Origin of the sequence: Arcobacter sp. s6 (assembly GCF_040884245.1) — a bacterium.
Lineage (GTDB): Bacteria > Campylobacterota > Campylobacteria > Campylobacterales > Arcobacteraceae > Aliarcobacter.
The window spans coordinates 1-25,672 of record NZ_JBEVTN010000003.1 but is presented as its reverse complement, the minus strand read 5'-3'; the positions used below and the strand labels follow the sequence as shown (position 1 = coordinate 25,672).

Annotated in this window: 28 protein-coding genes; 16 read left to right on the top strand and 12 right to left on the bottom strand. The window is 26.5% G+C overall.

Annotation, left to right across the window (positions count from 1 at the left end; translation table 11 throughout):
* Positions 1 to 19 precede the first annotated feature (19 nt).
* The gene (locus tag ABVS04_RS02125; RefSeq protein ID WP_368029010.1) at positions 20 to 1,123 is read right to left on the bottom strand and encodes a PLP-dependent aminotransferase family protein; all 1,104 of its coding nucleotides are present in this window, start codon (positions 1,121 to 1,123) and stop codon (positions 20 to 22) included.
* A gap of 120 nt (positions 1,124 to 1,243) precedes the next feature.
* Here ABVS04_RS02125 and ABVS04_RS02120 point away from each other — a divergent pair, with 120 nt between their 5' ends.
* Positions 1,244 to 2,122: a GyrI-like domain-containing protein gene (locus ABVS04_RS02120; protein ID WP_368029009.1), complete on the top strand. Its 879-nt coding sequence runs from the start codon at positions 1,244 to 1,246 to the stop codon at positions 2,120 to 2,122.
* On the opposite strand, the gene ABVS04_RS02115 is transcribed toward ABVS04_RS02120, so the two are convergent.
* Positions 2,106 to 2,993: a DMT family transporter gene (locus ABVS04_RS02115; RefSeq protein ID WP_368029008.1), complete on the bottom strand. Its 888-nt coding sequence runs from the start codon at positions 2,991 to 2,993 to the stop codon at positions 2,106 to 2,108. The genes ABVS04_RS02120 and ABVS04_RS02115 overlap by 17 nt on opposite strands.
* A gap of 150 nt (positions 2,994 to 3,143) precedes the next feature.
* Between ABVS04_RS02115 and ABVS04_RS02110 the strand changes: the two genes are divergently transcribed.
* The 11 genes from ABVS04_RS02110 (at position 3,144) to ABVS04_RS02060 (ending at position 9,568) form a co-directional block, all read left to right on the top strand.
* Positions 3,144 to 3,884 (top strand): amino acid ABC transporter ATP-binding protein, encoded by a 741-nt coding sequence (locus tag ABVS04_RS02110; protein ID WP_368029007.1) that lies wholly within the window; start codon positions 3,144 to 3,146, stop codon positions 3,882 to 3,884.
* 29 nt (positions 3,885 to 3,913) lie between these two features.
* On the top strand, positions 3,914 to 4,729 hold the full coding sequence (locus ABVS04_RS02105) for a transporter substrate-binding domain-containing protein (RefSeq protein ID WP_368029006.1): 816 nt from the start codon (positions 3,914 to 3,916) through the stop codon (positions 4,727 to 4,729).
* Between the two features lie 3 nt (positions 4,730 to 4,732).
* Entirely contained in the window at positions 4,733 to 5,701 is a 969-nt protein-coding gene (locus ABVS04_RS02100) for an amino acid ABC transporter permease (protein WP_368029005.1), read from the top strand.
* Positions 5,701 to 6,330: a MarC family protein gene (locus ABVS04_RS02095; RefSeq protein ID WP_368029004.1), complete on the top strand. Its 630-nt coding sequence runs from the start codon at positions 5,701 to 5,703 to the stop codon at positions 6,328 to 6,330. The genes ABVS04_RS02100 and ABVS04_RS02095 overlap by 1 nt, the downstream gene beginning before the upstream one ends.
* Positions 6,323 to 6,937: a LysE/ArgO family amino acid transporter gene (locus ABVS04_RS02090; protein ID WP_368029003.1), complete on the top strand. Its 615-nt coding sequence runs from the start codon at positions 6,323 to 6,325 to the stop codon at positions 6,935 to 6,937. The genes ABVS04_RS02095 and ABVS04_RS02090 overlap by 8 nt, the downstream gene beginning before the upstream one ends.
* Before the next feature lie 23 nt (positions 6,938 to 6,960).
* Positions 6,961 to 7,746 (top strand): NUDIX domain-containing protein, encoded by a 786-nt coding sequence (locus ABVS04_RS02085; RefSeq protein ID WP_368029002.1) that lies wholly within the window; start codon positions 6,961 to 6,963, stop codon positions 7,744 to 7,746.
* Positions 7,747 to 7,778: 32 nt separating this feature from the next.
* Positions 7,779 to 8,162: a RidA family protein gene (locus ABVS04_RS02080; RefSeq protein WP_368029001.1), complete on the top strand. Its 384-nt coding sequence runs from the start codon at positions 7,779 to 7,781 to the stop codon at positions 8,160 to 8,162.
* A 99-nt stretch (positions 8,163 to 8,261) separates the two neighbouring features.
* Complete coding sequence (locus ABVS04_RS02075; protein WP_368029000.1) at positions 8,262 to 8,507, top strand: type II toxin-antitoxin system CcdA family antitoxin; 246 nt, start codon at positions 8,262 to 8,264, stop codon at positions 8,505 to 8,507.
* Positions 8,507 to 8,812: a CcdB family protein gene (locus ABVS04_RS02070; RefSeq protein ID WP_368028999.1), complete on the top strand. Its 306-nt coding sequence runs from the start codon at positions 8,507 to 8,509 to the stop codon at positions 8,810 to 8,812. The genes ABVS04_RS02075 and ABVS04_RS02070 overlap by 1 nt, the downstream gene beginning before the upstream one ends.
* A 230-nt stretch (positions 8,813 to 9,042) precedes the next feature.
* Positions 9,043 to 9,294 carry a type II toxin-antitoxin system prevent-host-death family antitoxin gene (locus ABVS04_RS02065; protein ID WP_368028998.1) on the top strand — a complete coding sequence of 84 codons (252 nt, stop codon included), beginning with the start codon at positions 9,043 to 9,045 and terminating at the stop codon, positions 9,292 to 9,294.
* Positions 9,284 to 9,568, top strand: coding sequence for a type II toxin-antitoxin system RelE/ParE family toxin (locus ABVS04_RS02060; protein ID WP_368028997.1), 285 nt, complete (start codon positions 9,284 to 9,286; stop codon positions 9,566 to 9,568). Before ABVS04_RS02065 ends, ABVS04_RS02060 begins: the two co-directional genes overlap by 11 nt.
* 24 nt (positions 9,569 to 9,592) lie before the next feature.
* Here ABVS04_RS02060 and ABVS04_RS02055 read toward each other — a convergent pair whose 3' ends face one another.
* From ABVS04_RS02055 to ABVS04_RS02030, 6 genes are read right to left on the bottom strand one after another with little or no spacing between them, the layout of a single operon-like run.
* Entirely contained in the window at positions 9,593 to 11,704 is a 2,112-nt protein-coding gene (locus ABVS04_RS02055) for a Tex-like N-terminal domain-containing protein (protein ID WP_368028995.1), read from the bottom strand.
* Positions 11,697 to 12,431 (bottom strand): phytanoyl-CoA dioxygenase family protein, encoded by a 735-nt coding sequence (locus tag ABVS04_RS02050; protein ID WP_368028994.1) that lies wholly within the window; start codon positions 12,429 to 12,431, stop codon positions 11,697 to 11,699. Before ABVS04_RS02050 ends, ABVS04_RS02055 begins: the two co-directional genes overlap by 8 nt.
* A 49-nt stretch (positions 12,432 to 12,480) precedes the next feature.
* Entirely contained in the window at positions 12,481 to 13,191 is a 711-nt protein-coding gene (locus ABVS04_RS02045; protein WP_368028992.1) for a 2OG-Fe(II) oxygenase, read from the bottom strand.
* A 24-nt stretch (positions 13,192 to 13,215) separates the two neighbouring features.
* Positions 13,216 to 13,620, bottom strand: a complete 405-nt coding sequence (locus ABVS04_RS02040) for an ester cyclase (RefSeq protein ID WP_368028991.1) — start codon at positions 13,618 to 13,620, stop codon at positions 13,216 to 13,218.
* Positions 13,604 to 13,837: a hypothetical protein gene (locus ABVS04_RS02035; protein ID WP_368028990.1), complete on the bottom strand. Its 234-nt coding sequence runs from the start codon at positions 13,835 to 13,837 to the stop codon at positions 13,604 to 13,606. The genes ABVS04_RS02040 and ABVS04_RS02035 overlap by 17 nt, the downstream gene beginning before the upstream one ends.
* A gap of 45 nt (positions 13,838 to 13,882) precedes the next feature.
* Entirely contained in the window at positions 13,883 to 14,971 is a 1,089-nt protein-coding gene (locus ABVS04_RS02030) for a peptidase M42 (RefSeq protein ID WP_368028989.1), read from the bottom strand.
* A 404-nt stretch (positions 14,972 to 15,375) separates the two neighbouring features.
* Between ABVS04_RS02030 and ABVS04_RS02025 the strand changes: the two genes are divergently transcribed.
* Positions 15,376 to 16,962 carry a nitrite/sulfite reductase gene (locus tag ABVS04_RS02025; RefSeq protein WP_368028988.1) on the top strand — a complete coding sequence of 529 codons (1,587 nt, stop codon included), beginning with the start codon at positions 15,376 to 15,378 and terminating at the stop codon, positions 16,960 to 16,962.
* Positions 16,963 to 17,011: 49 nt separating this feature from the next.
* Here ABVS04_RS02025 and ABVS04_RS02020 read toward each other — a convergent pair whose 3' ends face one another.
* From ABVS04_RS02020 to ABVS04_RS02005, 4 genes are read right to left on the bottom strand one after another with little or no spacing between them, the layout of a single operon-like run.
* Complete coding sequence (locus ABVS04_RS02020; protein WP_368028987.1) at positions 17,012 to 19,273, bottom strand: ABC transporter substrate-binding protein; 2,262 nt, start codon at positions 19,271 to 19,273, stop codon at positions 17,012 to 17,014.
* Between the two features lie 28 nt (positions 19,274 to 19,301).
* The gene (locus tag ABVS04_RS02015) at positions 19,302 to 20,234 is read right to left on the bottom strand and encodes an ABC transporter ATP-binding protein (protein ID WP_368028986.1); all 933 of its coding nucleotides are present in this window, start codon (positions 20,232 to 20,234) and stop codon (positions 19,302 to 19,304) included.
* Positions 20,231 to 21,799 (bottom strand): ABC transporter permease, encoded by a 1,569-nt coding sequence (locus tag ABVS04_RS02010; protein WP_368028985.1) that lies wholly within the window; start codon positions 21,797 to 21,799, stop codon positions 20,231 to 20,233. Before ABVS04_RS02010 ends, ABVS04_RS02015 begins: the two co-directional genes overlap by 4 nt.
* Positions 21,790 to 22,797 (bottom strand): Fe(3+) ABC transporter substrate-binding protein, encoded by a 1,008-nt coding sequence (locus tag ABVS04_RS02005; protein ID WP_368028984.1) that lies wholly within the window; start codon positions 22,795 to 22,797, stop codon positions 21,790 to 21,792. Before ABVS04_RS02005 ends, ABVS04_RS02010 begins: the two co-directional genes overlap by 10 nt.
* A 173-nt stretch (positions 22,798 to 22,970) precedes the next feature.
* Here ABVS04_RS02005 and ABVS04_RS02000 point away from each other — a divergent pair, with 173 nt between their 5' ends.
* Genes ABVS04_RS02000 through ABVS04_RS01990 form a run of 3 tightly spaced genes read left to right on the top strand, consistent with a single transcriptional unit; the run spans position 22,971 to position 25,373 of the window.
* Entirely contained in the window at positions 22,971 to 23,540 is a 570-nt protein-coding gene (locus ABVS04_RS02000; RefSeq protein ID WP_368028983.1) for an aminodeoxychorismate/anthranilate synthase component II, read from the top strand.
* A 1-nt stretch (position 23,541) separates the two neighbouring features.
* Positions 23,542 to 24,747, top strand: coding sequence for an ArnT family glycosyltransferase (locus ABVS04_RS01995; protein WP_368028982.1), 1,206 nt, complete (start codon positions 23,542 to 23,544; stop codon positions 24,745 to 24,747).
* Positions 24,744 to 25,373, top strand: coding sequence for a type II secretion system protein (locus tag ABVS04_RS01990; protein WP_368028981.1), 630 nt, complete (start codon positions 24,744 to 24,746; stop codon positions 25,371 to 25,373). The genes ABVS04_RS01995 and ABVS04_RS01990 overlap by 4 nt, the downstream gene beginning before the upstream one ends.
* Positions 25,374 to 25,672: the final 299 nt, after the last annotated feature.

The window sequence follows — 25,672 nt, the reverse complement described above, 5'->3', positions numbered from 1 at the left end:
AAAAGGCGCAATGCCTTTTTTATAAACAGCTTTTGATTAGTTTAATACCTTGTTCTATTTGTTCAAAAGTAGAATGAGTATAGTTAAATCTAATTTCACCATTTGGTATCTTGTCTATATAAAACTGATTTCCAGGAACAAAAACAACTTTTTTCTCTATACATTTTTGAACTAATGCAAAAGAGTCAATTCCTTCAAAACTACCATATAAAAACATACCACCCTTTGGTTTTTCATATTTAAACTCAGGTAAATACTTATCTAATTGCTCACAAAAGAAGTTTGCTTTTTTCTCATAATCATCTCTAATATCTTGTAAATGTTTTTCATATTTTTCTTCATCTTTTAAAAATTCATTTAAAATATATTGAGAAATACCACATGAGTGCAAATCAATACTCTCTTTTATAATCATAAGTGATTTAAGTAATTCTTCATCAGCTCTAATCCACCCAATTCTAAGACTTGGAACTAATGTTTTAGAAAAACTTCCTAAATGAAAAGAGTTTTTTGGAATTTTACAACTAATAGAGATATTTTTTTTATCAAAAAATAGTTCGCTATATGGACTATCTTCTATTAAAATTCCATTTTCATCACTTACAATCTTTGCTATTTCTTCTCTTTTTTTATCACTATAAGTTCTAGCAGACGGATTTTGAAAATCTGGAATTAAATATGCTAGTTTTGTTTTAGAAAAACTCTCTTTAAACTCTTCTATATTAACTCCATCATTTTCAAGTTTTACACCTTTCATATTAAGATGATTTAATCTAAAAATATTCATAGCTCCTAAATATGAAGGCTCTTCAATAGTAATATCTTTGTCTTCAAAATATTTAGCAAGAATATACATACCTTGTTGGCTTCCTGTTGTGATTAGGATATTCTCTTTAGATGTAGGAAAACCTTCTTTTGTATATCTTAGAGCTATTTTTTCTCTTAATTCACCAATACCATTACTAACACCGTATTGAAATACTTTTGGATTATCAAATATTTTCATAGTTGCTATTTTTATATCTTCAACAGGAAATAGCTTTTCACTTGGAAGTCCACCTGCAAATGAAATAGTATGTTCATCAATTGACTCAAGTATCTCTCTAATAAATGATCTTTTCATTATAACTTGCCTTTTTTTATTGAATAATACAAGAATATAGTTTTAGATACTTTACTAAAAATGCTTATTAAACTATCTATTATTGCTAATTTTATCTACATTATTTGCTATAATTTAATTATGAAAAAATCAACCTATGAAAAAAGAGCAAAAATCGCAAATGATGTTATGAATTATATTTATAAATATATTGATACAGATATAAATATTGATGATTTGAGTATTGAATTAAAAATTAGTAAGTTTCATCTTCATAGAATTTTCAAAGATGAGTTTGGAAAAAATATTTATGAAAGTATAAAATCAATAAGACTAGAAAAAGCCGCAAATCTTTTGATTACGAATAAATATTCTACTATTACTAATATTGCAAATATGACAGGATATAGCTCACAAACATCTTTTTTAAGAGCTTTTAAAGAACGCTTTTTAATGACTCCAAAAATGTGGAAAAGTGGGGGATATAAAGAGTATTCAAATAAAAATGTTTCAGAAATCATAAATATAAATGAAACTATTGATTTTTCTAAAATAGAACCAAGTATTGTAAAAATGCCTGAAATAAAAGCTTATTATATAAGACATCAAGGTTATGACAAAAGTATTAAAAAAACTTGGGCTAAACTTCAAACTTGGATATATACAAATGATATAAAAGAGTATAAACAACTCGCTCTTCACCATGACAATCCAATTATCACTCCCCTTGAGCAGTGTCAATATATAGCTTTAGTAAGCATTGAAAATAAAAATGAAGATTTAGAAAATCTTTCCTTGCCAACACTAAATATACCAAAGGGAATTTATGCAAAATTTTCATTAAATGGAAGATATGGAGATGTAATAAAACTTATTCAATGGGTTTATCACACATGGCTGATAGAAAGTGGATATGAAACTACACCAAACCCTTCATATACTATTTATCATAAAAATCATTTTTTAAGTAGTGATGAAGAGTTTATCTTGGATTATTATTTACCTATAAAGTATGTTTAAGTTTCTTTTTAAACTTTAATTCTGCAATAACAGTTGCAAATACAATTAATATTGCTCCAGTTAATTGAATACTTGTTAAAACTTCTCCCACCGATAAATAGGCAAAAATAGAAGCACTAACCGGTTCCATTGCAAAAATAATGGCTGTTTTTGTAGCTGTTGTAAATTGTTGCATATAAGTTTGAATCAAAAAAGCATAAACAGTAGCAAATACAGCTGTGATTATTACAGCTTTAAAAAATGCATAGTCATATGTTAAATTAAATGTTACATTATCAATATTTAATGAAAAAATCAAAGATAAAACTGCAACTGTAATAAGTTGAAATAAAACTAATAAAAATACATTTACCTCTTTTGAAAACTTACCTGTAAAGATTATTTGTAAAGCAAATAAAAATGCACAAATTAAAGTAAGTAGTTCACCCTTTCCAATAGTTAGAACTCCTGACATAGTAAGTAAATATAGTCCAATTACTGCTATTACAGTTGCAATTAATACATTTTTTGAAATAAAATCTTTAAAAATAAAATAGGCTAAAAATGGAACAACGATTACATTTAAACCTGTTATAAAAGCAACTATTGAGCTTTTCGTATATACTAATCCAAAGGTTTGTGTAGCAAAGGCTGAAAATAAAAATAGACCTAATATTACACCATAGGCAATAGTTTTTTTATTGATTTCATTTAAAAATTTATAAGCAATAAAAAACATAAGTACACTTGCTATTGCAAATCTAAAAAATAAAAAAGCATAAACAGGAGTGGTATTTATAGCATCTTGTACCATTAAAAAAGTAACTCCCCATGCAATTGCGACAGAAAGAAGTAATAAGTCTGCTCTTAGTTCATATAGTTTTGATATCAAATTTATTCTCCAAAAATAAAGACGGGATTATATCATATTTAAATAAGTTGTAAATTATATATAAATTGTATAAAAATATGACAATAGTTATATGTTAAATTAATATTTTCTTTAGTATGATTAATGTTTAGCAAATAAAAAAGAGTGTAAATGACAGATAATATAATTTCGATGATTAAAATCAATAAATTCTATGATGACTTTCATGTATTAAAGAATATTGATTTTAATGTAAAAAAAGGTGAAATAGTTGTGGTTTGTGGACCAAGTGGTTCTGGTAAATCAACACTAATTAGATGTATTAATGGTTTAGAAGATATTGATGATGGTGATATTATTGTTGATAATATTGATATTCATGCGAGTAAAAAAAATCTTCAAACAATTAGAAGTGAAGTAGGAATGGTATTTCAACACTTTAACTTATTTCCACATTTAACTATTTTAGAGAACATTACAATAGCTCCTACTCTAGTAAAAAATATGGATAAAAAAGAGGTTAAAAAAATTGCAATAGAATTACTTGAAAAAGTAAAATTAGCAGATAAAGCGAACTCATATCCGGCCGATTTATCAGGTGGGCAAAAACAAAGAGTTGCAATTGCAAGATCTTTAGCAATGAAACCAAAAATCATACTTTTTGATGAGCCAACATCAGCTCTTGATCCTGAAACAATCGGAGACGTATTATCTGTTATGAAAGATTTAGCACAAGAAAATTTTACAATTGTTTGTGTAACTCATGAAATGGGATTTGCAAAAGAAGTTGGAGATAGAATTGTATTTATGGACCATGGTGTAATTATCGAAGAAAATACACCAGAAGAATTTTTTAATAATCCATCAAGTGATAGGGCTAAAAAATTCTTAAATGAAATTTTAACACATTAATAATTTAACTTAAAAACAAGGAGAAAGAAATGAGAAAATTAGTTATGGCATTTTTAGCCTTTGCAACATTAAATATGTTTGCAGCGGATTTAGATTTATGGAAGAATTCAACATTGAATAAGATTATTCAAAGTGGTGAGTTAAGAGTTGGTATGGAGCCTGGTTATATGCCTTTTGAAATGAAAGACAAAAAAGGTAATATCATTGGTTATGATGTTGATATGGCTAGAAAAATGGCTAAAGATATGGGTGTTAAATTAACTTTAGTTCCAACTTCATGGGATGGAATTATTGCAGGACTTATTACTGATAAATTTGACATTATTATGTCAGGTATGACTATCACTCAAGAAAGAAATTTACAAATTAATTTTGCTGATCCATACATTGTTGTTGGTCAAACTATAATGATGTCTAAAGATTTAGCAGGAACTGTTAAAACAGCAAAAGATTTAGATAAACCAGAATATACAATAGTTACTAAACTTGGTGTTACAGGTGAAATTGCAACTAAAAAATTCTTCAAAAAAGCAAAAATCGTGACTTTTGAAACTGAAGCTGATGCTGCTGCTGAGGTTTTAAATGGAAAAGCTGCTGCAATGGTTTATGATCAACCATATAATGTTTTATTTATGAGTGATAAAGGAAAAGATAAATTAGTTCATTTAGATACTCCTTTAACTTATGAGCCATTAGGTTGGGCTATTAGAAAAGGTGATCCTGATTTCCTTAACTGGTTAAATAACTTCTTAAGACAATCTCAAGAAGATAAAGTTGTTGGATTTAGTGATGAGTTATATGAAAAATGGTTAGTTGATACTAGCTGGTTACAAAGAGTTCAATAATCGATGGCAAAAAAGCATCAATCATTAGCTCAAAATAAAAACGTAGGGCATTTAATTGCCCTAATGTTTTATATAGCAGTAGGATATTTTTTATATATAGCTGCATCAAATATGAATTATGTATGGAAGTGGAATTCAATTCCTGATTATTTTGTATATACAGAAACTAAAACAGTTGAAGCTCCTGGCGATGGTAAACTGATACTTGAAGATGGTATCTACTATTTAGAAAATAGTGATGAAAAAATAAAGCTTAACTTAGATAGTTCATATAAATTTTCTTATGAATTAGGTGAAAAGGTTTATGATGGTGATTATATTGCCACAAAAACTCAGAAAAAAACGGGACCTATTTTAAATGGTCTTTGGGTTACTCTAAAAATCTCATTTTTTGCAGCAATCTTGACTTTTATAATTGGTGTAATTGTTGCATTTATGAAGTTGTCTTCTTACCAATTCTTAAAAGATATTGCTACAGTTTATATCACGATTGTAAGAGGAACACCCTTACTTGTTCAAATATTTTTATTTTATTTTATAGTTGCAAATATATTTGAACTTGATAGGTTTGTAGCAGGGGTTTTGGCTCTTGGTATTTTCTTTGGTGCTTATATGGCAGAGATTTTAAGAGGTGCGATTCAATCAATTGATAAAGGTCAGCTTGAAGCTGCTAACTCTTTAGGAATTTCTAAATTTCAAGCTATGAGATATATTATTTTACCTCAAGCTTTTAAGCGAGCTCTTCCTACTCTTGTTGGTGAAATGATTGCACTTATAAAAGACTCTTCACTTGTGTCTGTTATTTCAATTACTGATTTAACAAAAGTTGGTAAAGAGATAGTTGCAAATACGTTTTCACCATTTGAAACATGGATTGTAATTGCATTGGTTTATTTATCAATTACATCAGTTTTAAGTTTTATTGGTCACAGATTAGAAAAAAGAATGACTGCAAAAGGTGGAATGAGTTAGTGGATAACTTATCTACTTTTTTACAGCAATCAATCACTTTTTTTGCTATTTTAGACCCAATTGGTATAAGTGCAATTGCCTTATCAATACTAAGTCCAAATATTACTAAAACTCAAATAAATAAAGTTGCCTATAAATCTACACTTACGATTATAATCGCATTTTTTGTGGTTTTAATAACAGGTGATATGATTTTAAAACTCTTTGGAATAGATGAAAACTCATTAAAAGTAATGGGTGGAATAATACTTATTTTAATGGCAATTTCAATGGTAAATGGTCCTACAACAAAAGCAGATGATTCCCTTGATGAAAAAAACAATGAAGAATTATCTGTAATTCCTCTTGGAATTCCAATCGCTTTTGGAACAGGACTATTTACAACTATCGTTATTTTTAAACATCAAGCACAAACGGCTTTTGATCTGTTTTCTATATCAATGGCATTTTGTTTAAATGCAGTTGTTTTTTACCTAATCTTGAGAAACTCTATTTATATTAAAAAATATTTAGGATTAACAGGACAAAATATTATTACAAAACTTATGGGATTAATTGTGGGAGCTATTGCTGTTCAATTTATTGTTGGAGGAATTGTAAATTTAAGTAAGGTATATTTAAGTGCTTGATATATATTTAAAAGGTTTTGTTGTAACTATCTCTTTAATTATGGCAATTGGTGCTCAAAATGCTTATATTCTAAAATTAGGTTTATTAAAGCAGTATGTTTTAATGGCTGTTTTGATGTGTATCACTTTTGATTTTATATTAATAAGTGCAGGAGTTTTTGGACTTGGATATTTTATTCAAGGAAATCAACTTTTAATTAATGGTATTGCTATTTTTGGAATTGTTTTTTTATGTTTTTATGCAATTTTATCATTTAGATCAGCTTTTAAAAATGCAAGTTTACAAGTAGATGGAAATGTAAAAACAAATCCATTAAAACAAGTAGTATCTTTGATATTAGTTTTCACTTTTTTAAATCCTCATACTTATTTGGATACTATTTTACTAATTGGCGGAATTGGTGCAAATATTGAAAATGATTTAAAAATTTACTTTTTGTTAGGTGCTGTTAGTGCTTCTACTATTTGGTTTTTTTCTTTAGGTTTTGGAGCTAGATTTTTAATTCCATTATTTAAAAAACCAGTTACTTGGAAAATACTTGATATTTCTATTGGTATTTTAATGCTTTTTATTGCATATTCTTTAATTGATTTAATTGTTTATTAGTATAATAAACACAAGGAAATTTTATGAATAATACAAGTGTAGAAATAATTGGATGTTTCAATACGATTTTAGATCCATATAATGGAATAACAATTGATTCTCAATTTTTACCAAAAACAAAAGAAGAGTTTGAGTTAAATCTTGATTTTTTAATACAAACAGTAATACACAAACGAAATCTAATTTGGATTTATATAGATATAAAAAAATCAGACTTTATACCAATAGCAACAAAAAAAGGATTCTTTTTTCATTCTTGCGATGAAGATTATATTCTACTTGTAAAAAGAGTAAAGGAAAATGCAATTATTCCAACAGCTGCAAATCATACTTTAGGAGTTGGAGCAGTTGTTATAAATGATAAAAATGAAATTTTAGTTATTAAAGAAAAAGTTTCAAATATAGGGTATAAACTTCCAGGTGGCCACATAGATAATGGTGAGATGATTTCTACAGCTCTTGAGCGAGAAGTTTTAGAAGAAACAGGAGTTATTGTAGAGTTTGAATCAATCATCTCTTTAGGGCACTTCTATCCTCATCAATTTCATAAATCTAATCTTTATATATTATGTATAGCAAATCCTAAAACTTCTAAAATAAATATACAAGATACAGAAGAAATCATAGATGCAAAATGGATAGATGTAAATAAATATTTAGAAGATGATGAAGTTTTAGCTTATTCAAAAGCTGTTGTTTTTGCATCCTTAGAATATAAAGGTTTTATAAAAGCAAATCAAGAAGTTCTTTGTCATATCAAAAAAGATTTTGAACTGTTTTTCCCAATAGAAAGTAAGAAGCTTGTATAATAGCAAAAATTAAAAAGGATACAAAAAAACAAATGAAAACAATTATTTCAACTAATAAAGCTCCAGCAGCAATCGGACCATACAATCAAGCAACAGCATTTGATAAATTACTATTTTTATCAGGACAAATTCCATTAGTACCACAAACTATGGAAATTATTGAAGGTGGAGTAAAAGAGCAAACAGTACAAGTTATGGAAAATTTAAAAGCTGTTTTAGAAGAAGCAAATTCATCTTTTGAAAATGTTTTAAAAACTACTTGTTATCTATCAGATATGGATAATTTTGTAGCTTTTAACGAAGTATACTCACAATATTTTCCAGCTGAAACTGCACCTGCACGAGCTACAATTGCTGTTAAAACTTTACCAAAAAATGTTTTTGTTGAAGTTGATGCAATCGCTTTTAAAAACTAGAGTTTTTCTCTAGTTTTATCTCACTAAATTCTTTGTTGTAATAAAAATTAATTAATGATATAATTTTATAAATATAGTTTATACACATTAAGGATACATATGACAGCTATATATAATAAAGATGCAAAAAAGAAAGCTACAAATATAAGTATTAATTCTGATTTACTTGAAAAAGCTAAAAAATATAAAATCAATATTTCAGCAAATGTTGAAAAAACACTTGAAGAAATCATCAAACAATATGAAATCAAAAATTGGGAAAAAGAAAATAAAGAAGCAATAGATTCATATAATCAAAGAATAGCAGAACATGGTGTTTTTTCTGATGGATTAAGAAGTTTTTAATGGCTCAATTTGATGTATATGAAAATATAAATGAGAAAACAAAAGTACAGACTCCTTTTTTATTAGATATTCAAAATGATATTTTGAAAAATCTATCTACGAGAGTTGTTATTCCTTTGGTAGTTAGTTCTAAGTCTATCAATCTTTTAAATCCAAAATATACTATAAGTGGAATTACTGTTGCTTTATCAACTGCAGAAATTGCAAGTATTCCTATGGAAATTTTTGGAAATAAAATTTGTTCTTTGAAAGATAAAAGAGAAGAGATTATTGGAGCAATTGATTTTTTGGTTACTGGGTTTTAGTTTTAATTTGTTTTTTTAATATCCAATTTCTAGTTTATTATTTTATATAGAATGGATGTTGAGTAAATAGTTTCAGTAAAGAATGTACAAATAATCTATCTCAAACTCAAAAAAACTTTTCCCCTCTAAATTCACTCTCATATTTAAAATGTGAAATTAAGCATAAAAAACTCATGTTGACAAAAGATACTATATTTAGTACAATATTTAATATTAAAAAAGGATCTGAAATGCAAGCAATTTTAGCAAATTACACAGCAAGTATTACTGAACTTAAAAAATCTCCTACTCAATTACTAAATGAAGCTGGTGATGAAGTTATAGCAATTTTAAATCATAATACTCCTAGTGCTTATTTAGTTCCAAGTAAGTTATATGAAAAGATGATGGATATTATTGATGATTATTATTTATCTCTTGAAGTTGAAAAATCTTTAAAGGATGCAGATAAGCCAATAAAAGTAAACTTAGATGACTTATAATCTTGAATTTAAACCTAAAGCTTTAAAAGAGTGGAGTAAACTGGGTTCTACTATAAAGGAACAGTTTAAAAATAAGATAAAAGAGAGATTAGAAAATCCAAGAGTAGAAAAAAATAAACTTAGTGGATATGAAAATGTTTATAAAATCAAATTAAGAACAGTTGGTTATAGACTGGCTTACGAAGTAAAAGATGAAGAAATAATTGTTTTAGTATTAGCCGTTGGAAAAAGAGAAAATGATAAAATCTATAAAAATTTAAAAGATAGATTTTAACTTTTTACTCTTTATCAAAACAGCCTATTTCAAACTCAAACCAACTCTTTGTTTCTCTAAATCAATACTAATAACCTTGATATTTTTCAGCTGTTGATTGATACTGAGTACATCCATAGGATGGGAGATTCTTTTTTCACTTATTTGTGAGATGTGGATTAATCCATCATTTTTTAGACCAATATCTACAAATGCACCAAAATCTGTGATATTTCTTACAACTCCACTTATTATGAATCCTTCTTTTAAATCTTCTATGGTTTTTATATCTTTTGAAAACTCTATTGTATCAAATTCACTTCTCACATCATATCCTGGTTTTAAAAGCTCACTTATAATATCTTTTAAAAGTAGTGGAGGGCAATTTAGTTCTTTTGAGATAGCTTCAATTTGATTATCTTTTATCTCTTCTATTTTGTAGTTTTTTTGTAAGTTTTTTACTACATCATAATTTTGTGGATGAATAGCTGTATTATCTAAAATACTTTTACCATCTTTTATTCTTAAAAATCCTACAGCTTGTTCGTATGCTTTTTCACCTATTCCTTTTACATCAAGTAGTTCTTTTTTTGATGTGAACTTTTTGATTTTATTTTTATGGGCTATGATATTTTTTGACATAGTTTCACTAATACCTGAAATAAATGAAAGTAATTTATATGAAGCTGAGTTTATATCAACACCTACTTTATTTACTAAATCTACTGTTACATTTTCAAGTTTTGTATTTAACTCTTTTTGGTTTACATCATGTTGATATTGACCAATTCCCAATGATTTTGGATCTATTTTTACTAAAGCTGCCATTGGATCTCTTAATCTTTGAGCAATTGAAATAGCTCCTCTTATTGTTACATCTAGATTTGGATATTCTTGTATTGCTATTTTTGAAGCTGAATAAACACTTGCTCCTATTTCACTTACAACTGCGTATTTAATATCTAAGTTATTTTGCTCAATTAGTTTTGCTATAAAAGCTGCTGTTTCTTGTGAGGCTGTTCCATTTCCTATGGCTATTGAGTTTATTTTATATTTTTTAATTAGCTCTAATACTACTTTTGAAGAGTTTACAAAATCTTCTTTTGGTTTTGTGGGATATATCACGTTTGAGTCTAAATAATCACCATTTATATCAATGACTGCTAGTTTACATCCACTTATGAATCCTGGATCCATTCCTAAAATTACTTGGTTTACAAGAGGAGGAGTAAGAAGTAGTTCTTTTAGATTTTTTCCAAAAAGTGTTATTGCTTCACTTGAGGCTTTTTCTTTTAGTTCACTTAGTGCTTCTCTTTTTAGACTTGGAAGTAATAGTCTTTTTAGACCATCTTTATAGGCTTGAAAAACTAATTCTTTTGAGCTAGCAGCACTTGATGGAATTTTATATTTTTTTATATTTTCTAAAATATAGTTTTCATCAACTTCGATTTTGACTGTTAATTCTTTTTCATTTACAGCTCTTGAAATTGCAAGAAATCTATGTGATTTTAAATATTTTACTTTATCACTAACGTTTGCAACACTAAGATACACACCATTTTCATTAAATGTTTTTGTTTTTTTAGTCTCTAAAATTCCATAATTTAAAACAATATTTCTAATTACTTCTTTTGTTCTAAAATCATCGGCATATCTTTGTGCGATAATATCACTAGCTCCACTAATTGCATCTTCTATATTTGATACTTCTTTGCCTAAAAATTGCTTTGCTTTTTGATTTATTTCTTCAAGTGAATATTTCATAGATTGAATTATATTTGCAAGTGGTTCAAGTCCATTTTCAATGGCTGTTGATGTTCTTGATGATTTTTTATCTTTAAATGGTGCATATATATCTTCAAGCACTTGTAAAGTTGTTGCAGAATTTATATGATTTTGTATTTTCTCATCTAAAAAGTTTCGCTCTTTTAAAATGCTAAGTATCTCTTCTTTTCTTCCTAGTAGTTTTAAAGAATAATTATAAATATCTTCAAAATCTCTAAGCTGTTCATCTGTAGCATTTGAAGTCATATCTTTTCTATATCTTGCAATAAATGGAATAGTACAACCCTCATCAATAAGTTTTAAAATATTTTCAACAGTAGTTTTTGAAAAGTTTGTTTTCTCTATTAAAAGAGTAATTAGATTATTAGTCAAGAATCACCTCTTTAAAATCACTTCTTGTCCCTTTTATTGGATTATTTGATTTTGCTCGAACTGTATATACAAAGGAGATTTTTGCTTTATCTGAGTTATTTTTACTTGCGTGATGAAGTGTTTTACAATGAAACAATACGACATCTCCTTTTTGTAAGTTATTAGAAGTTTTTTTATGAATTAGTTCTATATTCTCACTATTTTCATCTAAAAAATTAGATTCACTATCAAATCTATCCTTTGAAAAATTCATTATGTGAGAACCTGGAATAAATTCAAGTAATCCATTTTCTAAATACTCATCACCTAAAGCTAACCATACGGAAACTAGATTATCATTCTCAAAATTCCAGTATCTTCTATCTTGATGCCAAAAAGTTCTTGTACTATCATGTGGTAGTTTTGTCATAATTGAATTATGATGAGCAAGGGTTAATACAGGAGTATCTTTTAAAAGTTGTATTAAAATAGGTCTGATTTTTTTATCTCGCATCCAAATTCTGAAAACTTCTTCCCTATCATATACTTGTCTTAATCTTCTAACTGTGATTTCATTTGTATCTTTTTGCATATATTCTTGTTCACTCTCAATTGGAGCAATTTTATTTCTCAAATGTATTTTTGCTTTTTCTAGAATTTCATCACAAAGCTTAGCATCTGCAAAGTTTTTAAGAAGTAAAAAGCCATTTTCATGGAACTCTTTTATTTGTTTTTCATCTAATATCATTATATCTCTTAGGTATTATTTTTTTTATTATAGTAGAAAAAGCTGTTTTTTAATTGATGATAGCGTTATGCCATTGAACTAAGGTGATTCTTCTTCCTTCAGTTACTTTTAGAACTTCATGGGTAAAATATGGATTACTTAAAAATACAAGCATATCACCAGCTTTTGGTTTTATCTTTATTTCATTTCCCCTTGCATCAAAAAGAAAATTAAATAAAAGTTCTCCACCATTAAAAGTGTTTTCACTTGGAATTTCATCATTTGATGTTGTAAATAATACGCTTGAAACCCTTCTTTGTCTAGCAACTGGTAAAAATCCAACAAGTTCATCATCTTTATATAACATACTTGAATCATCACTATGCATTGAATAAAAGCTATTTTTTAAATACTCTAAAACTTGAACAGAAGTAGAAGTTGTAAGTGCTATTTTAAAGTAATCCTCTATTTGTGCTTGATGTTGAAGAAATCTATTTGTATAGAGTTCTAAATATTTTTCATCAAGTGAATAAATATTAGTTTTTCTGATTTCTTCATTAGTTTCACTTAAAACTACAGAATCTAAAGTCTTTATTTGTGCTTTTTGAAAATCATCATCTTCTTTTACTTTTTTATTTATTTCATTACACTCATCAATACTAAGAAAGTTTTCTATTATTAAAAATGGATAATCATAATAAGGATTAGGTAAAAGTTTTGTTTCTATATCAAAAGAAGTTAAAAAATCAGCGCAATAAATATGATTGCTTATTTGTGTCATAGCAGCCCTTTCATAAACGAGTGTTTATGAAAGTTGTTTATTAAGATTATTTAAATCGCCAAGAACCCAAATATCTATAATTTTTCCATCTCTAAATTTGAAAAAAGATGCTCCATTATAAACAATCTTGTTGTTACTTGCTTCATAATCAAATAGTTTACCAGTATGTCGTCCATTGTACAATGCTTTAACAGCAATTGTATCATCTTCACTTACCATCATTATAATACTATGGAAAAGGTTTGGAATACCTGTTAAAATAGTGTCCATATATTCTTTGAATTTTTCTTTTCCAACAACTGATATATCTAAAGAACCATGAAATGTGATGTTGTCATCAAATAAGATATCAATATAATCTTTATTTTGTTTATTCCATAATTCGTTGTAATATAGTTTTACTAACTCTTTATTAGTCAATTTCTTCATTATTTCCCTTGTGGCTTGGACCACTATAATCATCATCAAAATCATAGTTGTCAAATTCATCGTAGTCTACCGTAAATATTTTAGAATAACCTAATTTAACAAGTTCTTTATCAATATTTTCTTCTGTCAATCGGTTCTTCACTCTACTCATGATTAATTCAATATGCTCTTCGCTTACATCATTTGCTCTTAATTCATAAATAATAGCTAAATTCATAACTCTCAATTCCTCTAAATTAATATATTTTTTAATATTGTATTATTAAGCTTTTTTAGTATCTATATAAATACTGCTTAATATATGTAAAATTGCCTTAACAGACTTAATAGAAGCTGTTTCTTCAACTGTGTGATAACCAGTTGTTGGTATTTGTAATGTTGCTCCTTGGATTGATCCTTTAGATTCCATTACAATTCTTCCAAGCTCAGTACTACCAAGAGTCAATAAAGACAAACCTTTCTCTTTTCTAATCTTATTTTTTTCTTGAATAAAAGTATCTTTACAAGAAAAATCAATTTTATTTTTATGACAAAAGTTTTTCAGTTGTTTTAAAATAGGAGATTTAAATCTAGCATTTGCATCTCTATTTCTAAGAACTACTTGTTGCACATCAGCTTCAAGTCTTGTGTCATAAGGACTCGTATCTAAAACTAACAATTCATTTGTAGTTACATTGTTTTTTCTAAACCATTCATAAACATATCTCCAAGATTTACCAGCTTCTTCTTGTGCTGTAAAAAATGCTGTTCCTTGAAAACCATTTTGATATAAATAGATAATAATGGCAGCACTAATAACATTGTCAAGTTGGGCTGATAGTAAATCATCAGATCTTTTTAGTTTATCACTAAATGCAATTGGTGTTCCTGGTTGTAAATGAGATAATCCCTCAATTTTAAAAAATAAGTTATTAACATCTTCATTCATATATACATCAGAAATTTGACCAATTCCTAGATAGCTTCCACTCCAAGGTTCATAAGCTTGAACTTGTTGATTTATATATCTTTTTGCAATTAATTGATATGTTTGTTCAGATAGTGAGTTACCTCTTAAATCAGATCGATTTTTAGCAAGAAAAGCTGCAAACTGAAATTCATTTGGACCTGTACAAATTACACCATGTCTATCAATATGAGCACTAAGCATTCCCTTTGTGGGATTTTTACCTTGCGCAACAAGTAGACCATCATAGTATTGTGTTTTTATACCAATTTCTTCTAACTCTCTTTTTAAATATAATAAAAAAGAGTGTTCCGCACCTGTTACTGATGGGACCCTTATTAATTGTTTTAATAAGTCAAGAAATTGAATAAAATTTTTCGGCTCATTTGAAGATGAAGCACCCAATTTATTCTCCTGAAAAATTTAGAATAGAATAAGACTATAAGTCAAGTAAATAAAACAATAATACTTTATTTCTTATTCCATATTGTAATTATAAACCATAAAAAAACGAAATATTCTGAAAATAAGCTTAAAGTGGTTTTTTATCAGTAAAAAGTACGATAAAATGGGCATTTAATCTTATTAAAATAAATTATTTGAAAAAAAATAAAATAGTACTTTACTCACATTGTTAGGGTTTTTTTGTACTTTTTTCATTAATTAAAATATTCTATAAAACAATAGTGAATAATAGTATAGTAATTTAATCAGGATTAATTTAATCTATTTTTTATGAAAATAGGATATAATTTTGAAAATTTGCAATAAAAAGATATTATTTTATCTTTAAATAATAGGAGAAAATTATGGGAAAAGAGTTATCGCCACTAGAGCAATTAAAAGCTTCTAGAAATCCTTTAAGAGTTATTGATGATGTTTATAAAGAAGCAATAGATGGTATTCCTTTAAAAGATGAATACATTGGATTATTGAAGTGGTATGGAATGTATCCACATATTAATACAGATGGAACTGAAGATAAAAAATACTTTATGAAAAGAATAAAGTTAGTTGATACAAAAATGAATTTAAAACAATTAGAAGTTATGGCAAAAATAGGTCAAGAATATGCTCAAGGTTTAGTTGACTTTACAACTAGACAAAATGTGCAATTTCATTTTATTCAAATAAAAGATATGCCAGCTATTTTAGAATTATTAGAATCAGTTGGATTAACATCAAGAATGGCATCAGGTGATGGACCAAGACCTATTATGACATGTCCTGTTAGTGGAATAGATGAAGGTGAGATTTATGATGCAGCAAAATTAGTAAAACAAGTAGATACTTATTTTGATGTAAATGAAGATAGATTTTGTAATTTTCCAAGAAAATATAAAATTGGTATTTCTGGATGTAAGTGTCATTGTGCAGCACATGAAATTCAAGATGTTGCATTTACAGCATTTAAAACAGATGATGGTGAAGTACTGTTTGATTTAACTATTGGTGGAGGATTATCAAAATCAAAACAAATAGCAACACGTGCGAATAGATATGTAAAACCAGAACAAGTTCAAGATGTAGCAGTTGCTTGTGCAGAAATTTTTAGAGACAATGGAAATAGAGATAATAGAAACAAAGCAAGAGTAAGACACCTATTAAATGACTGGGGAATTGAAAAATTTGTAGCTGAAATTGAAAAAGTTATTGGTTACTCTTTACAAGAAGGTTTAGTAGAGCCAAAAATTGAATCTTTTGAAAATAGAAACCACTTTGGAATAAATAAAGCTCAACAAAAAGGTTATTCATATGTTGGATTTGCAACAAATTCAGGAAGAGTTGCAGGTGAAGACTTCCAAGCTATGTATGATATTTGTAAAAAATATAATGTTGAAGGTCTATCTTTAACAGCTACTCAAAACTTTATTGTTTATGGTGTAAAAGATGAGGTAGCTCAAGACTTAGCAAATGAAATTGCAGCACTTGGATATCCATATGCCCCAACTCCTTTTAGAGCAAGATTACAATCATGTACAGGAAAAGAGTTTTGTAAATTCGGTATTACAGAAACTAAAGAGTTTGCTAAAAAAGTATTAGTTGAACTTGAAGAAAGATTTCCTGAATTTACAGAAGATGTAACTATTTCAATTTCAGGATGTGGAAATGGTTGTTCTCAACCACAGATTTCAGATATTGGATTTGTAGGTGGAATGATTAGACATGATGGTCAAAGAGTTGAAGGATATGAAGTACTTTTAGGTGGAAATTTAGAAGGTGTTAAAGGAAGTAGAATTTCAAGAAAAATTGGAGTTAAAGTTCCTGCTACTGGTTTGGTATCATATGTTGGTCAATTAATAAATGATTATAAGGCAGATAACTTAGGTCAGAAAAGATTTAAAGACTATTTAGCAGTGTTGCATGCAGATAGTGTAGTTGAAGATTCAGAATAATAGTTTTAGTAAAAATCTCTTAAAATATTTATTTTAAGAGATTTTATCTTTATGCAATTATATTTTTTTTTCTTTTATATTCATTCTTTACAGCATACATTGACGCATCAGCTTTTTTAAGTAAGCTATCTAAGGTATCATTTACCTCATATTGACATAAACCAAAACTACAGGTTAATATTAAATCTTTTTTTAAATCAAAATCTATTTGATTTATTTTACTCTCTAAAACTTTAATTATTTTTTCTGCTTGTACTAAATCAGTGTGCGGTAAAACTATTAAAAATTCATCTCCTCCCCATCTACCAAAGTAATCACTTGAACGTATATTTTGAGATACAGTATCTGCAATTTTAATTAAAACATCATCACCTTTATGATGTCCTGTTAAATCATTTATTAATTTAAAATCATTAAGATCAAAAAAGATTAAAGAAAGATTATAGTTATATCTTTCACTTCTTTTTATTTCATTTTCACATAATTCTTCAATTTTTCTTCTATTATAAATATTAGTTAAACTATCTTTATTTGCAAATTTAGATAATTTAATCTCTGTTTCTTTTCTTACTTTTACCTCTTTTTTTAATTTAAAGTTTAAAAATATAAGAATTATTAGAAGTATAATCAAAGGAATAATATATTGAATAAGATATGAAATATCAAAATTTTGTTGATATGAAATTAATTGATAACTATTAAGAATATCATTTTTTTCTTTTTGAGTTAATGTGTTAGCTATTTTATTTATTAAGTGAATAAATTTTTCATTCTTTTTCTCAACTTCTAGTCTCATTCCTATTTCATATTTTAAAGAATTGTTTATTTTTAATTCACTTGTAATACTATGAGATAGTGTATAAAAGTTATCAATTAATCCAAATATTTCATCTGCTTTTAGTTTATTTATACCTTGCTTGATACTATTTATTTCTTCAAATTCTATATTTGGGTAATCATTTTTTAATAAATCAATTAATTTTAAATCTTTTAGAATACCAATTTTTATATTTTTTAATGAAGACAAATCATTAATGAAATTAACATTATTCTTAGTGGCAATAGAAACAGGAATTTTAATAATAGGATCACTATATACATGTTTATCTGAAGGTGATTCTTCAAAACTATAAATAAATTTTCCTTTTATTGAATCAGAGAAAATATTTATGAATTCAGTTTGAATTATTTCTTCTATATTAAAAGATTTAGATAGTTTTTTAGATATCAAATCCCAAAAATCTAATTCAGCTCCTACTAATTCATTTGTTGTTTTAAAAGAAAAAGGTATTTTATTATTTTGAACTAAGAGTGCGAAAGAATTATCTTCTAAGTATTTTTTTTCTTCTTCGTTGATTAAAACATCATTTTTATTAAAAATTACATCTTTCGTATCAAATAACTTATTATTTGAATTTAAACCTAATAAAGTATAAAATCTTTTTATTTCTTCTATTATTTGATAATCAATATTCCCTAATAAGTTTTCATCAATTTTTGAAAGTTTTTTTAAACTATTGCCTTCATAAATTAATTCTTTTAAAGTTTTATTTTGAGAATTGTATTTCTCATATATTACTTTAGCACTTTCTTCAATATTATTAAAAGCATATTCCCAACCTTGTATAGATGCTTGGTTGAAGTTTTGTACACGAATAGGATTTTCATTGAGTTCTTTTTGTGAAGTAAAAAGAATACCTTCATAAAAATCAAAACCGAAATCATATGGATTTATAATATTATATTTAATATTTTTTTCTTTTAATTTTAGTGGTTCATTTGATAAATAACAAGCCATGGCATCTGTTTTACCATTTATTAAATCATTAATATCAAAAGAATGATCTTGAATATTTAATTCATCCATTTTCATGCCTTGTGATACAATCATAGCTTTTATTGCAATGGCATCTTTAGCATCCTGTGTTATCATAACTTTTTTATTAACTAAATCTTTAGGAGTTTTAATATTTGAACTTTTAAGTGTAATTAATACTAATGGAGAACTTTGAAAAAAACTTGATAATAAAATTACATTTTTCCCCTCAAATTTATCAATGATTAAAGAAGATTTACCAATACCATAATTTGAACTATTTTCTATTACTTTATTAACAACATTATGATTGTTAGAATATTCGACTATTTCTAAGTCAATTCCTAATTTATCATAATATCCTTTTTCTTTTGCCATATAATAGCCAGCAAATTGGAACTGATTTATCCAATCTAAATAAAGAGTTATTCTTTCTTTTGCATTTAATGACGCCGCTAACAATAAACAAGTAAGTAATAATTTTTTTATAAACATACAATATTTTACAATGTTTTACTTTAAACTAAAATTCTAATAAAGTCCCAATAAAAGAGTATTTAATTTTTTGATCTATTTCTAGTCTATCATCGAAACTATGTACTAGTAATTCTTTATTTTCACTTAATATTATGACTTCATAAAAACTTCCATAAAATACAATGTTTTTTATAATTCCTTCAAATTCACCATCTTCTTTTATTTCAATATGCTCAGGTCTTATATATGTATGCTCAGATATTTGAGTCATTTTTCCAAGAAAATTTGCACAATATAAATCTTTTGGATGATGATAAATATCTTTTGCTGTTCCTGTTTGTAAAATATTCCCCCCATACATAATTGCAATTCTATCAGATAGATAAAAAGCATCTTCTTTATCATGAGTTATAAATAGAGCTGTAATTCCAAAAGATTTTATCATTTCTTTTAACTCAGCTCTTAAATGGGCTCTTAATTCTGTATCGATATTACTTAATGGCTCATCTAAAAGAAGAATTTTTGGTTTATTTATAAGTGCACGTGCAAGGGCTACTCTTTGTTGTTGTCCCCCACTTAGTTCATGTGGAAGTTTATTTTCTTGACCTTTTAATTTTGTTTTTTCTAAAATTTCTTCAAGATCAGCTTTTGATGCATCACTTCCAAAGGTAATATTTGAAGCAATACTTAAGTGGGGAAGTAGGGCATAGTTTTGAAATACTACAGCTACTTTTCTATTTTTTGCTTGTAGATTTATAGTGTTTGAAAAAACTATATTATTATCTATTGAAATTTTTCCATCATCAGGAGTTTCAAGTCCTGCAATCATTCGAAGAAATGTAGTTTTACCACTACCACTTTTACCTAAAATAGTAAAGATTTCACCTTCTTTTATATCTAGATTAATATCTTTTGCAATACAAATATTTCCTTTTGGAAAAACTTTTTGCAGATTTCTTATTTGTACAATTTGATTCATTTTTTTCTTTTCCCAAATCCAGAGTTTAATAATATTACAGCAAAAGCAGTTGTAAACACAAGTATAAGTGATGGAAATCCAACTTTATAAAGCATTTCATTACTTGCAAGTTCATATATTCTAATAGCTAATGTATCAAAGTTAAAAGGTCTTAATATTAGTGTTGCAGGTAACTCTTTTGCAATATCGATATAAAGTATTAAAAATCCACTTATAATATATGGTCTCATAAGTGGAAAATATACTTGCATAATATTTTTTATTTCACTTTTTCCAAATATTTTACTAGCATCATCAATACTTGAATCAATTTTAGAAAAACCATTTTCAATAGAACCTATACTTGATGCAAAATATCTTGTTGCATATGCAAAAACTACCATAAAAAAAGTTCCACTAAAAAGTATAAATCCTAAACTTTTATCTAAAAAATTACTAAGTATCAATAAACCAACACCAACAACTGCACCAGGAATTGAATATCCTAACATTGAAAGTTTATGGGTAAAGTTTCCTAATTTAGATGGATAAAATCTAAGCATATAAATTACAACAAAAGATAATAAAATGATAATACTTGATGAGATGATATTTAAACTCAGAGTGTTATAAAGAAATGAAAAAGCATCAAAATCTAAAGTATCAATATCTAAAATAAACCAGTAAACCAAAACGCCAATTGGAATAAATAAAGTAATTGTTGAAATACTAAATGATATTAAAAATGCTAATAAATTATATTTCCCATTTAATTTAATTTTAGAGGCTCTTTTTGCACTATGTGTTGCACTAACAAATCTATATTTCTTTCTAATTAATGCTTCAGTCCATAAAATACCAAAGACAAAAACTAGTAAAACAATAGCTACATTAATTGCTTGTGCTAAGTCCCCATATCCAAACCAACTTTTAAAAATTCCTACACTAAAAGTTTCTATTCCAAAATACAAAACAGTTCCATAATCACTAATTGTTTCCATAACAGCCAAAATACTTCCTGCAAAAATAGCAGGATATGCTAGGGGTAGATATACTTTGAAAAATGCTTTTATAGGACTTATTTGTTGTAAGGAAACTAATTCACAAACAGTGGAAGAAATAGAGCCAAAAGATACTCTAGCTAGAATATAAACATAAGGAAACATTGCAATAGCAAAAATAAAAATTGCACCATACATATTCAAAATATCAAATCTAACACTAGCATCTGATACTATATCTGACAAAATTCCCCTATATTCAAAAAAACCAACATATGTATAACCTAAAATATAAGCAGGAAAAGCAAGTGGTAAAACAAAGGTTATTGCAAAAAATTTATGACCAAAGTATTCAAATCTTGCACTTAAATAAGAAGTAATAGTTCCCAAAACAATTACAAAAGTAAAAGTTCCAAAAACTAATAAGGCAGTATTTATTGTATATTCAGTTAATACACTACTTTTTAAGAAGTTAAAATCAAAGCTTCCTTCAATTAAGAAGTAAACTATTAAAGATAGTATAGGTAATGAGATACTTAAGCCCGCAAAAGGGGCTAAGTAGTACTTTAATCTGTTTATTTCCAATTTCCTTGAGTTGCTATATCAACTGCTTTTTTAGTATTTTCACCAATTTTTGTTAATTCAATTGTATCTTCTTTAAATGTTCCCCATGATGCAACTGTTGCAGATGGTTTTACATTTGGATTTACAGGATACTCATGATTTCCTTCAGCAAATGTTGCTTGTGCTTCACTTGAGCTTAAAAATTCAATAAGTTTAACAGCATTTTCCTTATTTTTAGCAAATTTTGTTACTCCAGCTCCTGAAATATTTATATGTGTTCCTGTTGTTTCTTGTGCTGGAAAAAAGATTTTTACGCTTTTTGCAATATCAATATCTTTTTGATCTTTACCATTTAACATAACACCTAAGTAATAAGTATTTACAATAGCTAAATCTCCATCTCCTGCTGCTACTGCTCTTATTTGATCTCTATCACTACCTTTTGGTTCTCTTGCAAAATTCGCTACTAAGCCTTTTGTAAATTCTAAAGCTTTTGCCTCACCATGATTAGCAATAATAGAGGCTAATAATGCTTTATTATATGCATTTGTTGATGATCTTGTAATGATTTTACCTTTTAAATTAGTATTAGTTAAGCTTAAATAGTCACTTAAATCACTTTCTTTAATTTTATCTGGATTATATACAAAAATTCTTGCTCTTTTTGTAAGAGCAAACCACTCTTTATCAGCATCTCTTAAATGAGATGGAATATTTGTATTTAAAGTAGATGAATCAATAGCTTGTAATAAACTTCTAGTTTTTGCTTCATAAAGATTTCCAATATCTGCCGTAATTAAAACATCAGCAGGTGTATTTTCACCTTCGATTGCTAATTTTGATACAAGTTCTTCTGCTTTTGCTGTAACAACATTTACTTTTATTCCTGTTGTTTCTTCAAACTTTTTGAATAATATTTTATCTGAATCATAATGTCTATGAGAATAAACATTTACCTCTGTTGTAGCAAATAACGAGCTTGCTAATAATATAGTACCTAAAGCTAATTTTTTTATCATAATTTTCCTTTTTTTATTATATTAATAATTGTTATCGAAATAATATACTTTTAAAACTTTGATTAGTCTTAATACTAAGAATGATTATCATAAAATAAAAACAGTTATTTTTAACATAAACAAATTTTATTATTGTTATAATGGCGCAAGAAAAAAAGAGGGAATACTATAATATGATATTAATGATTGATAATTACGACTCATTTACTTACAATATAGTTCAATATTGTTTAGAATTAGGAGCTGATTTAAAAATAATTAGAAATGATGAATTAACACTAAAAGAAATTGAAGCTTTAAATCCAGATAAAATTATTATATCTCCAGGTCCAGCAACTCCCGATGATGCAGGTGTTTGTTTAGATGTTATAAAATATTTTGCAGATAAGAAACCGATTTTTGGAATATGTTTAGGTCATCAAGCCATAGGTCAAGTTTTTGGTGGTAATGTAGTTCGTGCTAAAAATATGATGCATGGAAAAACTTCTTTAATAAAAGTAGTAAAAGATACAAAAATTTTTGAAGGTTTACCAAAAGAGTTTACACAAACAAGATATCATTCATTAATAGTTGAAAAAGATAATTTACCTGAAAACATAATAGTTACTTCATATAGTGATGATGATAATGAAATTATGTCTTTAGAAATTAAAGATAAAAAAATCTATGGTGTTCAATTTCACCCTGAATCAATAATGAGTGAGCATGGATTTAAAATATTAGACAACTTTTTAAAATTATAAAATGATTACAACAAATAATAAATATAACTACTATTTCTATATATCTTTATTTACAATAGTACTTATTTTATTATTCAAAGCAGATAGTTCTCTTAGTATTTCTTATAAAGAAGCATTAAATGTATTTGTAAACAATTCTGTTTTATCAATAATATCAAAACTATCAATCGCATTTTTTGGACAAAATGATATAGCCTTACGATTGCCTTTTATTACCTTTTATACCCTTAGTGTACTTTTGATGTATAGATTAACAGAAAACTATTTTAGATATGAAAAAGATAGATTCATAGCTATTTGTATATTTATGATTTTGCCTGGAGTTATAAGTGCATCTTTATTAGTAAATAGTGCAATAATGGTAATATTTTTTACTCTCTTATATTTATATTTATATGAAAAAAACTCTAAGCATTCTTATATGCTATTGATATTCTTTTTATTTGTAGATAATTCATTTGCTATTTTATATCTAGCATTATTTTTTTACTCTTTTAAAAACCAAGATAAAAAACTAATGTATTTTTCTATGATATTTTTTGTCTTATCAATGTATATATATGGATTTGCTACAGAGGGTAAACCTAGAGGTTTTTTAGTTGATACCTTTGCTATTTATGCAACTGTTTTTTCTCCTTTATTATTTATTTATTTTATTTATTCATTATATAGAGCAGGGATAAAAGATGAAAGAACATTAACTTGGTATATATCAATAACAGCTATGATTTTATCTATAATATTTTCTTTTAGACAAAGAATATTTATTGAAGATTTTGGTCCATATGTTGTAATTGCATTACCTTTTATGCTAAAAACATTTTTTCACTCATATCGAGTTAGATTAAAAGAATTTAGACAACCTTATAACATAGCTGCAATATTAATACTATTAATGCTTATAATAAATGTTGTTTTAACTTTTATTAATAAACCTTTATATTTAGTATTAGGAAATCCTACAAAACATTTTGTGTATCAATATCATTTTGCAAAAGAGTTATCTGAAGAGTTAAGAAAAAGAGATATAAATGAAATTACTTGTTTAGATAAAGAATTACAATTAAGATTAAAATTTTATAATATTACTGAAGGTGAAAAATATTTTATATCAACTCGTCCATATTATAACTATGATGAAAAAATTGTTATTAGATATTATAATAAAGAATTACTAGACGTTTATGTGAAAAAAATAAATCAATGAAAAAATCGTTCTCAATCTTAGAAATTATATTAGTAATTACTTTGCTTGGGTTTTTATATACAGCTTTTATTCCCAAAACAAAAATTGATAATCTAGAAGAATTAACAAGTAAAATGTCTCTTTATATAACTCACTTAAGATTTAAAGCTCTAATAGATGATAAATATGATTCTACAGATCCCTTATGGCATAAGCAAAGATGGACAATAAAGTTTTTTAATTGTAGAAAAAGTGTGGGTGGTATTTATTATACTATGTATACAGATAGAAACAAATCAGGACATCCAAGTGCCCAGGATAGTTTAAAAGATCCACTAACAAATAAAAATATTTATAGTTTTAATACATGTAATGAAAATGAGCAAAATAGTAAATATGTATTACTTACTCAGCAATATGATGTAGAAGATGTAAATATATCTTGTAATGATACAACAACATTAGGACAACTTTCGTTTGGAAGTGATGGAAAAATTTATTCTAAATTATCAGCATTTGATAACGAGAGTGAAGAATATGAAATTACTGAGCCATGTACTATAAAATTCATATCAAAGAATAAAGATACAAAAGAAATCATAATTTATCCGTTCACAGGATATAATAATCAAATAAAAAATAACTAAAAAAATTAAAGAGTATAAAAAAGTAACAAAAAAATACAAAATAAAAGTATAAACCCAATAAAAATAGAGTAAAAGAAGAGGGAGGGAGAAGAATCCAGAAATTTAAGCCAAATTTCAGCTGTAAGCTCTTGACAAAGGCAGAAGAATCTATTATAATTCCCGTCCAATTTGACTGAAGCGTCACCAACTAAAAGGTTGATGAGAAGCGTGACATTCGAAGCTGGATGATCTTTAAAATAAATTATAACGTTTATGAAGTAATCTTTGTAAACCGAATATGTAATTCTTGTTGTTTAAAT